Below are 13,242 nucleotides of genomic sequence, written 5' to 3' on the forward strand. Positions count from 1 at the left end.
AACACCTAAATACTTAGCTAAAACTATTGAAAAATAATAATTAATTAGCTAATATCATTTATATAATAGCTAATTTGAGGTGATTAAAATGCGGGTTACTTCAACTGATATGCAAAACAATTTCGGAAAGTATTTAAAGTTCGCGGAGGCCAATGAGGAAATCATCGTAACGCGGAATGGCAAGGATGTGGCTAAATTAAGTACTTTCGACGGGGCTGATGAATCCGTTCTTAGGGAGGAAGCGTTGAGATACGAAGCCGTTGACGGTTGGGTGACCTATGAGGAGTTTCTCGAACTGACCGAAGCATCGGAACAGCGCTTCGAGCTGATCGATGGTGTTGTGTATAACCTCGCCTCCCCTTCGTACAAGCACCAGCACGCCGTGCAAGAACTGATTGGCACTTTTTACAATTGGTTTAAAGGAAAATCCTGTACACCGCTGACATCCCCGTTCGATATTACATTAGAGAAGGAAAAAACGAATATCTGTGTCGTACAACCGGATCTGGTTGTCATTTGCGACAAAGATCAAATTGATGAAAAGGGCAAATACAAGGGTACGCCGGAACTGGCCGTCGAAGTGTTGTCTCCTTCCACACGAAGCAAAGATTTGATCCGCAAGCTCGATTTATACAGGAAATGCGGCATTAAGGAATATTGGATCGTCGATCCTATGAAGGAGCAGGCGACGATTTACACTTTAATCGACGGTGAGATCGCAGATATAGCCTATTACTCGAATACCGGGGCACAGTTTGCGGAATCACAGCTATTCGAGGGACTGCGCGTTTCGATGCGGGATCTATTCGCCTGATTTTGGCGTTTAGACTTCCGTTCTGTCTCCCCGGGTAGTTGGGTGCGAGATGACCAAAAATTCAACCGGAGCATCCGAAACATTCATGATCTGATGGACAGCGAGCGGAGGGATTTCAATGCCTTCCTGTTCCCACAGCTCAACCGTCCGCCCTTCCAGCTTCATGACCGCATGACCTTTTAAAATGAAGAAAAATTGTCTCGCCTTATGATGATAATGTCTGGCCTCACAGGTATGAGCGGGCATTCTTTCATGAATAACACTTAAATCCTGCCCGCTCACCAGGTTCCAGCCGTCGCAGCCTTCCCCCCAGATGTAATGGCTCGCCGTATTTTTGCTGATCTTATCCATGCTGCCGCACTCCATCCATTCATCATGATTTAAAACAGTATTTCTTCGGCTGGCTTAAGAGCTGCAAGACTGGATGAAAGCACCTTATTGTGATGACGAACAATTTGTTCCGCCTGGATAATCCCGTTATCAAATGTGCTATGGGCATCCTGGACCAGGACAACCTTATACCCTTTGCCGAAGGCGCTGCGCACCGTTGTATCCACACAAAACTCGGTCTGCATGCCCGCAATCACCAGTTTTTCCACTCCACGCTCAAGAAGAGCTTCCTGCAGTTCTGTTTTGTAAAAGGAGTCGCAGGTTGATTTTTGAATAACGGTATCGGTTGGAAGAGGTTTGATTTTGTCGTGGATTTCCCATGTCGGCGTATCCCTGGTGAACTCGGGATCGCCTTCCTCCGTATGCTGTATGTATATGATCTCCGTGCCGGTTTCACGCGCTTTGAGGATTAACCGGTCAATTATATCCAGCACCTCTTCTCCTCGATACAAATTGTATTCCGGCAAAAACATCACCTTTTGCACATCAATGATTAGCAATGCGGTTTTCATAACCTTCAAGTCTCCCCTCAAGTTTTCAATAACAATACAGTCCTATAGATACATCAATATTAATACTTGAAGCGGAACCGGACAAGCTCATAATTTCGGCAGCTACTCCAATCGGATAGGAGGCTATCCATTGAATGAATAGCCTCCCCCCCGCATCGCCGTACATCGCATTCAGTATACAACAGTTGTATCTACGACAATTGCAAAATATCGACGCCGTAAGGCTCAAGGCTAACCACATTATCCCGCTCCGCTCCGTACAGCAGGCTGGGGTACGTGGCGGGCAGCGTCACCTGATGCGGCTCACGGCTTAAGTTGAGCACGAACAAATAGCTCCCCGCTGTCCCGGCGCGGATGGTGATTTGCACGCCCTCCGGCAGATCGGGCACAATGATTAACCGCATCTCTTCCGCAATCGCCCGGAATAGGCGCTTCAAGCAGTCTTCATCGAGATGTGTGCCGAGATAATAGACTTTTCCCTGCCCGAACCTGTTGACCGTAGCGGCTGGCGTACCCTTGTAAAATTCTTCATCATACCAGAGGATCGCCTCGGCGCCATGCAAGCTCAGGACATCGCTCCATTGCGAGCACCGGTAAGAGCGGCCCTCGTTATCGACGACACGGATGGCCGCCCGGCCGAGCGGATCGTACTCCTCCACTTTCACGCCGGTGCATTTCGTGAGCAGCCCTGGCAGCGGCATCATCACATGCTGATTGTTCATATGTTTTACACCGGAACGGCTCGTAACGATAACGGTCCCCCCTGTTGCGGCAAAGCGCTCCAATGCGGCGGTCACCTCCGCGTTCAGCAGATAGAAGCTCGGAGCCACGACAAGCTTGTAGCCATCCAGTTCCTGCGTCCACTCGATCACATCACAGCCGATTCCGAGCTTCGTCAAGGCGCGGTGGTAATCCTTCACATTTTCATAATAGTCGAAGCCCTCGGCCTGCACTTGAATCCGTAATGCCTCCAAATGCTCGTGCGAAAACAGGATAGCTGCTTCATTAGCTGGCGCGGTTCCCTGAAGCTTGCCGGCCAAGGCATTGACTTCTTCGCACAGTTCGGTAAATTCGCTGAACCGTCGCCCCGGCACGTTGCTCTGATCAATCAGCCCGTGCCAAAACTGCTCCGCACCGGCAACCGCCGAGCGCCAGCGGAAATGAACAACCGTGTCGGCGCCCCGTGCGATCGCCTGCCAGGAGAATGCACGGATAAAGCCGGGATAAGGCGCTCTCCAGGTCGGAAACCAGCAGCCCGGCGGCCCGCTCAGCTGCTCCATGATCCAGAAGTTGCGCCGCTTGATGCCGCGCGTCACATCCAGGGACAATGCGCCGCTGTAGGGTCCTGTCGCTTGCTTGTCCGGATCGGTATTCGGGTAATAGTCGAAGGCAGCCACATCCAGATCGGCCCCGATCTGGTACAGGTTAAGGCGCTGCGGATACGTATGAAAATTATGGGTCACCCAGTGTCCTGGACAATTTTCGCGGATGATACGAATTTGGCTGCGCTGAAAATCGGCGATGGAATCCCATTGAAACCGGGTAAAATCCAGCAAATATGACGGATTCTGATGTCTTGATCCGCCATAAGGCACGCCAACCTGGCTCCAATCGCTGTATTCCCCGCTCCATACCACTGTCCCCCACTCGCGGTTCACGTTCTCCAGCGTACCATATTTCACCTGCACCCACTCCCGGAAGCGTTGATTACAGGTATCGCAGTGGCAATCGATTACCCAATACTCATTGTCGAGCTGCCAACCGATAACGGCGGGATGGCTCCCGTACCGTGCTGTCATCTGTGTAATGATCCGCGCCCCGTAATCGCGGAGCGATTCGCTGTTGTAACAGCGATGGCCCCGCACCCCCGGATGATGCGTATCGCCATTGGCGAATACCGGCAAAATATCCGGCTTCAGCTCCGTAAGCCAGCGCGGCGGCGTATTGGTCGGCGTGCACAGGACGACGCGGATTTGATACCTGGCGAACAAATCCAGCGCCCGATCCAGCCATTCAAAAGTATATTGTCCCGGCGACGGCTCCATCCGGCTCCAGGCAAACTCCGCCAAACGGACCACCCGGACGCCCGTTTCCTTCATCAATTGAATATCCTCCTCCCAGAGATCAGGATCCCAATGCTCCGGATAATATACGACACCGATTTGCACGTTATGAGCATCAGCATATTGGTTCTCCACGTTTGTTCCCCCTTTGACCGCAAACAGATTAAATAGGAAAAGGCAGGAACCGCCTCATTCTTCTCCTTTAAGGATAAGTGGCTGGAGGCGGCCTGCCTTTTCATCATTCAATATTCAAACTTGCATTTATTTCAGCTTATCCCATGCGGCTTGCATATTTTTCTGCCAGGATTCGACATCACTTTCGCCTGCCAAATATTGCTGGATCGCGCTGCCGAATTCCTGAGCCACACCATCCGGGAACTTGCCGGCCTGATGTGCGAAAATATTGCCTTCCTCGACGTATTTCACCAGATCGGTAGCAATCGGTCCCATATCTTCCGGCGTAGCTTGAATTGTAGTCATAGCCGGGATGAATTTGAATTTCTTCACGAGATATTCCTTACCGATATCCGAAGTAACGAGCCAGTTCAGGAAAATTTTCGCCTCTTCTTTGGCATCGGAATCTTTGTTGACAACCAGGTTCACCGGTACGCCAATCGTTACTTTACCTGTCTTGGCTGCATCGTCGCTCAGCGGCATCGGCAGAATTCCGATATTCATATTCGGCGTGATGCCGTCGATCATTGTTTGCGCCCAGTTGCCTTCCTGCATCATCGCCGCTTCCCCATTGGCGAACATCGTTACCTGAGTGTTATAGTCGGTGGTCAACGGATTTTTATTGCCATAATCCAATGTCAGCTTCATCAATTTCGCCCAGTTAGCGAATTGCTCATTGCCAACAATCGAAGACGTGCCTTCATTCAGTCCTTTAATAAAACCATCCACATTATCCTGGTTGGCAAAAGCCACGCTGATGCCCTGGCTGCCTACCAGCCACCATTCCTGATAAGCATTGGCAAATGGAGTGATGCCTGCAGCCTGCAATTTCTTGGCTGCTGCTTCCAGCTCGGAATACGTTTTTGGCAGTGTCGTGATGCCCGCTTTTGCAAACAAGTCTTTATTGTAGACATAACCAAAACCTTCCAGATCAAGCGGCAATCCATACACTTTATCATCTTTGGTGATCGCTTCTGCCGCGAGTGGCACCAGATCCTTCACCCAAGGCTGATCAGACAAGTCTTCCAGCTTCTCTTGCCACATGTCCAGCTTGGCATAACCGTTGTTCGAGAAAATATCCGGTGCATCGCCGGAAGCGAATTTCGTTTTCAGAGCCGCGTCATAGTCTGCGCCGCCGCCCACAGTTTGAATGTCCAGCTTAATGTCTGGATGTTCTTTTTCAAACTCGACCTTCAGCTCGTTAAGCCCTTCTACGATTTCCGTTTTGAATTGGAAGATCGTCACCGTTTTTTGCCCCGGTTTGTCGCTGCTGCCATTGTTATCGCTTACAAGATTTCCGCCGCCACCACAAGCGGAAAGTATAAGCGACATCGTTAACAAAACCGACAAAATGATAGAATACTTAGCCTTTTTCATTTAACCTTGCCCCCCCTAAATCTATTGTAGTTTATTGGAACAGCGGATCGGTCGGCGTTAGCCTTTGACCGACCCGGCTGCGATTCCCTCGACAATATAACGCTGCAAGAACAAGAAGAACACGACGATCGGTGCAATGCCCAGTACAAGCGCCGGCAGCGCAATATCCCACTGCTTCGTGTACTGTCCGAAGAATGCGAAGGTAGCCAGCGGAATCGTCCGCATTTCCGGTCGCTGCAAAATCAGCGATGGCAGCAAATAATCGTTCCATACCCACAAACAGTTAAGCACGATAATCGTCATCAGCATCGGCCGCATCATCGGCAGCACGATCCGGAAGAAAACGCTGATCCCCGTGCATCCATCCACCGTCGCGGCTTCTTCAATTTCCAGCGGGATCGATTTGACAAACCCGTGGAACAAGAATACCGCCATCGGCGCCCCGAGACCAAGATAAGTCATGATCAGCCCGGCGCGGGTATTGTTCAACCCCAGTTCGTTAACGACCCGAAGCAGCGGCATCATGATCGTCTGGAACGGAATGACCATGGAAGCGATGAGCAGCATGAACAAGACACGGTTAAACCACGTATTGGACCGGACCATCCGGTACGCAGCCATCGAGCTGATCAGCGCCAGGATGGCCACACTGACAACGGTAATAATGAACGAGTTCGTGAATGCCTGCGGGAATTGAGTTAATTCCCAGGCTCTCGAATAGTTCCCCCACTGAAATATCTTCGGCCAGCTTGCGGAATCGGACATAATCTCGCCAAAAGGCTTGACCGAATTCACGAAGAGAAAATAGAACGGAGACAAGAATAGCAGGCCGATCAACGCCATAATGATCTCCGCAACCAGCGTCCGTCCGGTATATCTTTTCAGCATCAGGCTTCAACCTCCTTATTCTTCGTCGCGCGCACTTGAAGCATCGTAATGACGGCCACGATCACGAAGAACAGAATGGCCTTTGCGGTACCCAGACCGTAACGGTTATTCTGGAACGCTTCGTTGTAGATATTCATCGCCACGGATTCCGTCGATTTGAACGGCCCGCCTTTTGTCAGCGACAGGTTGAGATCAAACATTTTGAACGCCCAGGAAATCGCCAGGAATAGACAGATCGTCACTGCCGGCATAATCAGCGGAACGATGATGCTGCGCAGCATCTGCCAGCGGCTTGCCCCATCGATCTCTGCAGCCTCGATCACTTCGGAAGGAACGTTGCTCAGCGAGGAGATATATACGACCATCAGATAACCCGCCGTGTGCCATACAAACACGATCATGATTCCCCAGAAACCGGTGGTGGCATCCCCGAGCCAAGGAAGTCCGAAGAAGGACCAGCCGGTCAGTTCAAACATCGTATTGAAGCCTTTGATGAATATGAACTGAAAAATAAACCCGAGCAGCAGCCCGCCGATCACGTTTGGCATAAAGAAAATCGTACGCAAAACGTTGCGTGTCTTCAACCCCTTGGTTAAAAAATACGCGAGAAAGAAGCCAACGACGTTCGTCAGCACAATGCCGACCAGCGTAAATTTGGTGGTGAACCAGAAGGATGACCAAAAATCCGGATCATTGGTGAATATCGTTTTAAAGTTGTCCAGTCCTACCCAGTTTACCGTGCTCGCCACGCCATTCCAATCGGTCAGCGCATAAAACATCCCGAGGAGGAACGGTATCACCATGACGATTAGAAAAAACAGAAAAACAGGTCCCACGAAAAATATTTGCAGTCCCCACCTTGACGCTCTTTTACTACCCATGGCGCAGCCCCCTTTCTTTCTGTCGAATAACTGTTGTATTGTTATTATGATTGGAATAAGCCTGCGCAAACACCTACTGAGGTGAACACTCAGGTGCAATTTATTGATCGGGAGCGAAGCGAATTGAAATGGAACAGTATCCGCACCAAGCTGATCGTCTTTATGCTGCTGGCGACGATTCTTCCTATTTTGGTAACTATGTTCATTACATATTCATATACGACGCAATCGCTGCGAACGCGGGTCGCCCAGGAAGACGCCAACCTGCTGTACCAGGGTGGGCGCAACCTTAGCAGACTGCTGGACGACCTGAACCGCAGCTCATCCAGCATATACGGCATTTCCAATCTGCTGCAGGCCGGCTATGGAGACCCCCAGAGCAATTCACAGGTTTATGCCGTGTTATCCGGCATTTCACGCTCCGTTCCGGATATTTTTCAAGTGTATCTATATGAAAATTCGAGCCGCAAAGCGACACTCGTTACGCTGAACACACCGCAGCGGAACTATAATATCGCCCCTTTCGTCGATTCGGTGGGCAACGGTCAGCACAGTGTATGGGTGCAGGAAAGCCATATGAGCCATGCGTACGGACTGACTTCCATTCAGCCGAGATATCCTTCGGAGCCGGTGTTTACGCTTCATCGCAAAATCGAGAGGGTCCCCTCGAGCGATATCATCGGCTACCTGTCCATCGACGTCAAACTATCGGCTCTGAGCAACATCGTTGACCAGTTATATGAACAACACCGCGAGAAAATCTACATTCTCGACGACAATGGCAACATGGTGTACACCGACGATCAAAATATGCTGGGCCAGCCACTCCGGGAGCAGTGGTATGCCGAGCAAATTGCCCGCTCGCCGAATTCCAGCGGAAACTTCGAGCAGGACGGAAACATGTTCGCCTATCAGCGGATTTCCAGTCTCGCGACCCAATGGACGCTGGTCAAGCAGGTTCCGGTCTCTTACCTGACCCTTGAAGCGAACCGAGCAGCCTTCATCAATATATTGGTGCTGGCGTTATCACTCATCATTATCGTTGCCGCCACGGTCATTATTTCCCTGCGGATTACCGCTCCGATCAAGCAGCTGGGCCGTTACATGGATCAGATTCAATCTGGTAACCTGAATGTAGATATCCAGCCGGCTGGACATGATGAAATCGGCGCGGTGATGCTGCGATTTCGCGGCATGATGGATACGATCAACAATCTGATCCTGCGGGAATACAGGCTGGAGCTGGCGAACAAGACGAACCAGCTCAAAGCGCTGCAAGCGCAGATCAATCCCCATTTCCTTAACAACACGCTGCAGATTATCGGCACATTGGCATTGGAGCTGAAAGTTCCGCGCATTTACGCCCTTCTCTCCGCACTGGCGAAAATGATGCACTACAGTATGCATTACGAGGACAAGAACGTCACGCTGCGTGATGAGCTGGAACATGTCAAGGCATATATCGAGCTGCAAAAGGAGCGGTTTGAAAACCGTTTCATTTTCCGCTACGATGTGGAAGAGCAGTTGCTGGATTTGCCAATGCCGAAAATGATCCTGCAGCCGATTGTTGAAAATTACTTCAAGCACGGATTGGAGCGGTCGGCCGTGAACGGCGAAATCATCCTGCTCGCCAGCGCGCTGGCGGGGGGAGGGGTCAAGATCACGGTACAAAATAACGGAAATCATATCCCCGAAGCGAGGCTGCTGCGCCTGCAGCGGGAATTGGCCCAATGGCCGCCCAATGGCAGCCATCCGCTTGATACGGAACAAGATGTGAAGCGGCCTTCGATCGGACTTGCCAACGTGCTCGCCCGGCTCAAGCTGTTCAGCGGCGACATGGCTTCGCTGAGCATCGGCAACTTGCATCCGGCAGGTGTGAAAATCACCTTGCATATCGCGGAGAAAGACATAACGGAGAGTGAAGATCATTGAGAGCGCTCATTGTAGATGACGAAGCCAGAGTAAGGAAAGCGGTCCGTCTGCTCGTGGATTGGGAGGGGCACGGCATACAGGAAGTGACCGAAGCGGGAAGCGGGAACGAAGCGATCGAGCTGATCCGGCGCAGCAAGCCGGAGTTGGTTATCACGGATATGCTGATGGATTCCGGAAACGGTTTGGAGCTGATGGCCTGGATTAGCGAGTTCGCCGGAAGCGTGAAATTTATTGTTGTCAGTGGACACAACGATTTTGAATTGGTCCGAAGCACCGTCCGCCATGGGGGAATCGACTACATTCTCAAGCCTATCGAGGCGGAGGCTATCAACGCTGCGGTGGCCAAGGCGGTGGCGGAATGGCAGGCGGAGGAACGCGAACGCATCGGTCAGCAGCAGCAAAATATCCAGCTTAACGAAATCAGGCCGGTGTACGGGGAGAAACTGCTGTCTTCACTGATCAATGACGCCAATACGGCTGAATCGTCGCTCCGTCGGCTGCGCACGGATCGGGTCATCCCAGAACAGGCTGATACGGTTCGCTTGCTGCTGCTGCAGGTGGATGCCGAAGACGCACCGTTGCTGCAGCGTTTCGGCAAGAATAGCGATTTGCTGCATTTTTCTATCATTAATATTTGCAACGAGTTCCTGCTCCCGCACCGCCGCGGCATTGCCTTCAAGTACTGGGGCGCACCGGGTGAAATTATCCTTTTGCTGTGGAGTGGACACGAAGCCGTGGCAGAACTGATTGAAAGGATCAATCAGGGCTTGTTCCACACGCTTCAGCGCCGAATGCACTTTGGCGTTGCGTCCGCAGGCGAGCTGCCGCAGAGCCTTCCCGGCCAGTATGCGGAAGCCGGCGTGGCCATCCGGCGCCGCAATTTACTGCGCGGGGGCAATTATCTCCACACCTTGCCAGCCGAATCGCAAGACGGAGGCAGGGTCGGAGATGTGTCACGTTTGCGGTTTGCCGATGTGCAGGAGGACTGGAAAATAGCTGTATTAAGCGGCGGGAACGAGCAGCGGATTACCGCCGCCGCACAGAAATGGATCGAGGGGCTCAGCCACGGCGGTATTGTGACCCCAGAAATGCTCGATCAATGGCGGTCGGACGCCCTCTCCTTCCGCGAGCGGCTGCTGCGGGAAACGCTGGGCGATGACGCCGGAACAGCACTGACCGCACTGCTACAGGACGATCGGAAGCATCGTGCGCCGAACACCAACGCCTATTCCTTTTCGCTCTTCGCCTGGCGTGATTGGGCCGTCGGCCTGATGATCCGTTTGTCCCGTGCCATCAGCGAGCGGCAATCCAAGGAAAAATACGCGATCGGGGACATTATCAAATACGTCGATCAGCACTACACGTCGGAGTTGTCCCTGCAGGAAATCGCCAGCCGCTTTTTTGTCAGCCGGGAATACATCTCCCGCAAATTCAAACAGGAGTTTGGCATCAACTTCTCCGACTACCTGTCCAAATACCGTATTGAGAAGGCCAAGCTGCTCATGCTTAACCCAAACCTGAAAATTTCGCAAATCGCCGAAATGGTTGGCATTCACGACGTAAAATACTTCAGTAAGGTGTTCAAAAAACAGGAAGGCCTCTCACCCAAGGAGTACCGCCACAAGCTCCCGTCTTAAGCGGATATCGGCAGATGGCTCGATTGTAAAACTGGACACCCATATCCGCTCACACAAAAAAACGGCTCTCCCACCTTGGGGGAGAACCGCTATATATATTGTTTTAAGACTCAAACATGATCAACTGAGAAACCACCTTGGACTCAAAGATTTTGGACAATTCTTCAGCAACGGTTAAATAAAGAAATCCGTTACCCTCCAGCTTCGGCGAGTTGCCAAGCGGCACCGTCCGCTTGATCAGCTGGGCGTACAGTTCCGGTTCGGTTAAATTCCGTTCGAAAGCGGCATTCGATAGCACCTTGATCAGTGCCAATGCGCCGCTAACGTGCGGAGTAGCCATCGAAGTGCCGCTCAGCGTTGCGTATTTGCCGCGCAGGTAAGTGGACAGGATCTTCTCCCCTGGAGCTACCAAGTCCACCTCATTGTTGGAGTTCGAAAAGTCGGAGGATTGCCGGTCTAGGTTAACCGCCCCCACACTTATAACTTCGTTATATGCCCCCGGATATCCGAATTCATCGGTAGTATCCCTGCCGTCCCCTTCATTGCCTGCAGCGCAGACGACAAGGATATTGGCGGCTACCGCCTTTTTAATGGCCGTATGGAGCTCTTCCACATCTTCCGGGCCGCCAAGGGACATGGAGATAATGTCCGCTTGCTGCTCAATGGCATAATAGATCCCGTTGATGATCCACTCATATGCCCCCGAACCGTTTCTGTCCAACACTTTGACGATCAGAAGCTCCGCCTCCGGAGCCACTCCGACCACACCTTTCGCATTCTGCACCGCAGCAATGGTGCCGGCCACGTGGGTACCATGACCGTTATAGTCGGTGTAGTTATCCGGGTCGCCGCCGTCATCATGGGTGAAGTTTTTGCCTCCCACAATCCGGTCTTGCAAATCAGGATGAGTCGTTTCGCAGCCGGTGTCCAGTATGGCTACCTTGATGCCTTTTCCTTTGGTCTTGTCCCAAATCTTGGGAGCCTGAATCAACTCAATCCCGGCTGGCACTTCATTAACAGCTTCCAACTGCTCCACAACACGATAAGGAATGACGTTCATTGTCCGCTTCATCTTATCCCTCCTGATATTTTGAGATTGATTTGATTCTACTAAATTTTAACAGATTAGCAATTGTTTTCACAGGGGCTTGTGTCTTAAATTATATATTTCTATGAAAAGCTTCTCACAATTATATGCTTCTTAGGTCCGAATATGTCCCGAGCGGCTGGTTAAGTAAATGAGAAGGAATGACCAGAGCAGCGGCCCCTCTATTCGTTTGTTGATAGACGCTCCGAGAACGAAGCATTCCTTCAATCGCTGTTGACCCTCCGGGCCAAAGGCGAACGCTGCCGCTTTTCCGGAATTGCTTCGTCCTCTCCGCTGCTCCGTACATACCCCTACTTAAAAACATAACAAGAAGAAAACGTAAGCCCTGTGATTATGAGACAAGCCCCTCTAGCTTATTCAATCGGAATAGAAGGCCCACGATTCCCTTCACGGTTTGCCCACCCTCTGACTGTCAGGTCTAAAGCAGCTGCCATACCAATTCCTATGGTATATCGCAGCAGGTCGATCACCAAAAAGCCGTGCCCCAGCACCAATGCCCCCAATACCGTGCTTCTGAGCCTATTCAGCCAATCTGTCTGAACAAGCTGGCTGAATTCAATGGCATAACAAAACATCAGGCTCAGCAGCATGGTGAAAACTAGCCTTTGCTGTACAAAGAGGACCCGAAATCCAAAGTAAATCATTGCAGACCACAAGGCGTCGCCTGCATGTCTGGCAATAAAATCAGGGAGTTCTTCTGCAAAAGCACGCGAAGCCAATCCAAGGAGCATCGTAAGGAGGGTTGCAGTAGCGTAAATGAGTCTTTGCTTTAATTGGAAATCGTCTTTACTGTCTTCACCTGTATTTCGACCTGTCAAATGCATCTATTTCACGCTTCCTTTTCAACTATTGCGATTCAAGTGCATCAAATAGTCCTTCAATCCGCCTTATCCTGTCACCTGCCTATTATTTTGGATGCTGCTTGCAAACCTGTCCGCTTCCCGGTTATCAGCTATCCCTGAAAAGACAAGAATTCCAAATCAGAGTCCGACAGGCAGTACATATATATACTGTGGTCCATATTTGCCCTCAATTTCTCTCCCGGTATCTGTAAAGCCCGACTTCAAATATGCCTGCTGTGCCGGCACGTTTCTTTTATTCACCGCCAGTACAACTTTTTCAATTCCCTTATAATACTTCTCTATAAAAGCAGGAAGCCGCAGTAAAGACTGCCGGGCATATCCTCTGCCCTGGTCCTCATGATTGACGGAAAAAGCCCGCAGCAGCAAAGCATGAGGCTCCGCCGTGAAGGGTGTTATGTCTGGACCGGAATGCAGGACAAAAAAACCGACAGATTTTACTCCGACCATAATAACAACAGGCGTACGATTCGGGTCTGTCAGCGCCAATTCCAGCGCATCAGCCGGCAGTGCCGTAAATTGTGCCTGTTCTACTGGCAGCATAAAATTCATTAACTGCTTCCGATATTTCTCCTCATATACAACCAGCTGAACCTCTTCCTTCAT

The 13,242-nt window shown here is 51.0% G+C and carries 12 protein-coding genes; 3 read left to right on the forward strand and 9 right to left on the reverse strand.

The genetic code is table 11. The features are described from left to right. Positions 1 to 88: 88 nt before the first annotated feature. Complete coding sequence (locus ACI1P2_RS03765; protein ID WP_355316985.1) at positions 89 to 814, forward strand: type II toxin-antitoxin system Phd/YefM family antitoxin; 726 nt, start codon at positions 89 to 91, stop codon at positions 812 to 814. Between the two features lie 9 nt (positions 815 to 823). Here ACI1P2_RS03765 and ACI1P2_RS03770 read toward each other — a convergent pair whose 3' ends face one another. The 6 genes from ACI1P2_RS03770 to ACI1P2_RS03795 form a co-directional block, all read right to left on the reverse strand. Beyond that, positions 824 to 1,165, reverse strand: a complete 342-nt coding sequence (locus ACI1P2_RS03770) for a cupin domain-containing protein (RefSeq protein ID WP_355316987.1) — start codon at positions 1,163 to 1,165, stop codon at positions 824 to 826. Between the two features lie 29 nt (positions 1,166 to 1,194). After that, complete coding sequence (locus ACI1P2_RS03775; protein ID WP_355316989.1) at positions 1,195 to 1,716, reverse strand: cysteine hydrolase family protein; 522 nt, start codon at positions 1,714 to 1,716, stop codon at positions 1,195 to 1,197. A 191-nt stretch (positions 1,717 to 1,907) separates the two neighbouring features. Continuing rightward, positions 1,908 to 3,914, reverse strand: coding sequence for a beta-galactosidase (locus ACI1P2_RS03780; RefSeq protein ID WP_355316990.1), 2,007 nt, complete (start codon positions 3,912 to 3,914; stop codon positions 1,908 to 1,910). A 126-nt stretch (positions 3,915 to 4,040) separates the two neighbouring features. Further along, on the reverse strand, positions 4,041 to 5,330 hold the full coding sequence (locus tag ACI1P2_RS03785) for an ABC transporter substrate-binding protein (protein WP_355316992.1): 1,290 nt from the start codon (positions 5,328 to 5,330) through the stop codon (positions 4,041 to 4,043). A 57-nt stretch (positions 5,331 to 5,387) separates the two neighbouring features. Beyond that, positions 5,388 to 6,218: a carbohydrate ABC transporter permease gene (locus tag ACI1P2_RS03790; RefSeq protein WP_355316994.1), complete on the reverse strand. Its 831-nt coding sequence runs from the start codon at positions 6,216 to 6,218 to the stop codon at positions 5,388 to 5,390. Then, positions 6,218 to 7,099 (reverse strand): carbohydrate ABC transporter permease, encoded by an 882-nt coding sequence (locus ACI1P2_RS03795; RefSeq protein ID WP_355316996.1) that lies wholly within the window; start codon positions 7,097 to 7,099, stop codon positions 6,218 to 6,220. The genes ACI1P2_RS03790 and ACI1P2_RS03795 overlap by 1 nt, the downstream gene beginning before the upstream one ends. An 81-nt stretch (positions 7,100 to 7,180) precedes the next feature. Between ACI1P2_RS03795 and ACI1P2_RS03800 the strand changes: the two genes are divergently transcribed. Together ACI1P2_RS03800 and ACI1P2_RS03805 are read left to right on the forward strand one after the other, a co-directional pair. Beyond that, entirely contained in the window at positions 7,181 to 9,031 is a 1,851-nt protein-coding gene (locus ACI1P2_RS03800) for a cache domain-containing sensor histidine kinase (RefSeq protein ID WP_408976126.1), read from the forward strand. Next, positions 9,028 to 10,668: a response regulator transcription factor gene (locus ACI1P2_RS03805; RefSeq protein ID WP_355317000.1), complete on the forward strand. Its 1,641-nt coding sequence runs from the start codon at positions 9,028 to 9,030 to the stop codon at positions 10,666 to 10,668. The genes ACI1P2_RS03800 and ACI1P2_RS03805 overlap by 4 nt, the downstream gene beginning before the upstream one ends. Before the next feature lie 103 nt (positions 10,669 to 10,771). On the opposite strand, the gene ACI1P2_RS03810 is transcribed toward ACI1P2_RS03805, so the two are convergent. The 3 genes from ACI1P2_RS03810 to ACI1P2_RS03820 all read right to left on the reverse strand — a co-directional run bounded on the left by ACI1P2_RS03810 (position 10,772) and on the right by ACI1P2_RS03820 (position 13,242). Beyond that, positions 10,772 to 11,740, reverse strand: coding sequence for a S8 family peptidase (locus ACI1P2_RS03810; RefSeq protein ID WP_355317002.1), 969 nt, complete (start codon positions 11,738 to 11,740; stop codon positions 10,772 to 10,774). A 389-nt stretch (positions 11,741 to 12,129) separates the two neighbouring features. After that, a complete protein-coding gene (locus tag ACI1P2_RS03815) occupies positions 12,130 to 12,600 on the reverse strand; it encodes a ribosomal maturation YjgA family protein (protein ID WP_355317004.1) in 471 nt (156 codons plus the stop codon). A gap of 156 nt (positions 12,601 to 12,756) precedes the next feature. Beyond that, entirely contained in the window at positions 12,757 to 13,242 is a 486-nt protein-coding gene (locus ACI1P2_RS03820) for a GNAT family N-acetyltransferase (protein ID WP_355317006.1), read from the reverse strand.

This window comes from Paenibacillus jiangxiensis (assembly GCF_046098255.1).
Lineage (GTDB): Bacteria > Bacillota > Bacilli > Paenibacillales > Paenibacillaceae > Paenibacillus > Paenibacillus jiagnxiensis.

Coding starts and splice junctions, on each gene's coding strand:
- ACI1P2_RS03765 (WP_355316985.1), top strand. CDS start 89: ATGCGGGTTACTTCAACTGATATGCAAAACAATTTCGGAAAGTATTTA.
- ACI1P2_RS03770 (WP_355316987.1), bottom strand. CDS start 1,165: ATGGATAAGATCAGCAAAAATACGGCGAGCCATTACATCTGGGGGGAA.
- ACI1P2_RS03775 (WP_355316989.1), bottom strand. CDS start 1,716: ATGAAAACCGCATTGCTAATCATTGATGTGCAAAAGGTGATGTTTTTG.
- ACI1P2_RS03785 (WP_355316992.1), bottom strand. CDS start 5,330: ATGAAAAAGGCTAAGTATTCTATCATTTTGTCGGTTTTGTTAACGATG.
- ACI1P2_RS03790 (WP_355316994.1), bottom strand. CDS start 6,218: ATGCTGAAAAGATATACCGGACGGACGCTGGTTGCGGAGATCATTATG.
- ACI1P2_RS03795 (WP_355316996.1), bottom strand. CDS start 7,099: ATGGGTAGTAAAAGAGCGTCAAGGTGGGGACTGCAAATATTTTTCGTG.
- ACI1P2_RS03810 (WP_355317002.1), bottom strand. CDS start 11,740: ATGAAGCGGACAATGAACGTCATTCCTTATCGTGTTGTGGAGCAGTTG.
- ACI1P2_RS03815 (WP_355317004.1), bottom strand. CDS start 12,600: ATGCATTTGACAGGTCGAAATACAGGTGAAGACAGTAAAGACGATTTC.
- ACI1P2_RS03820 (WP_355317006.1), bottom strand. CDS start 13,242: ATGAAGGAAGAGGTTCAGCTGGTTGTATATGAGGAGAAATATCGGAAG.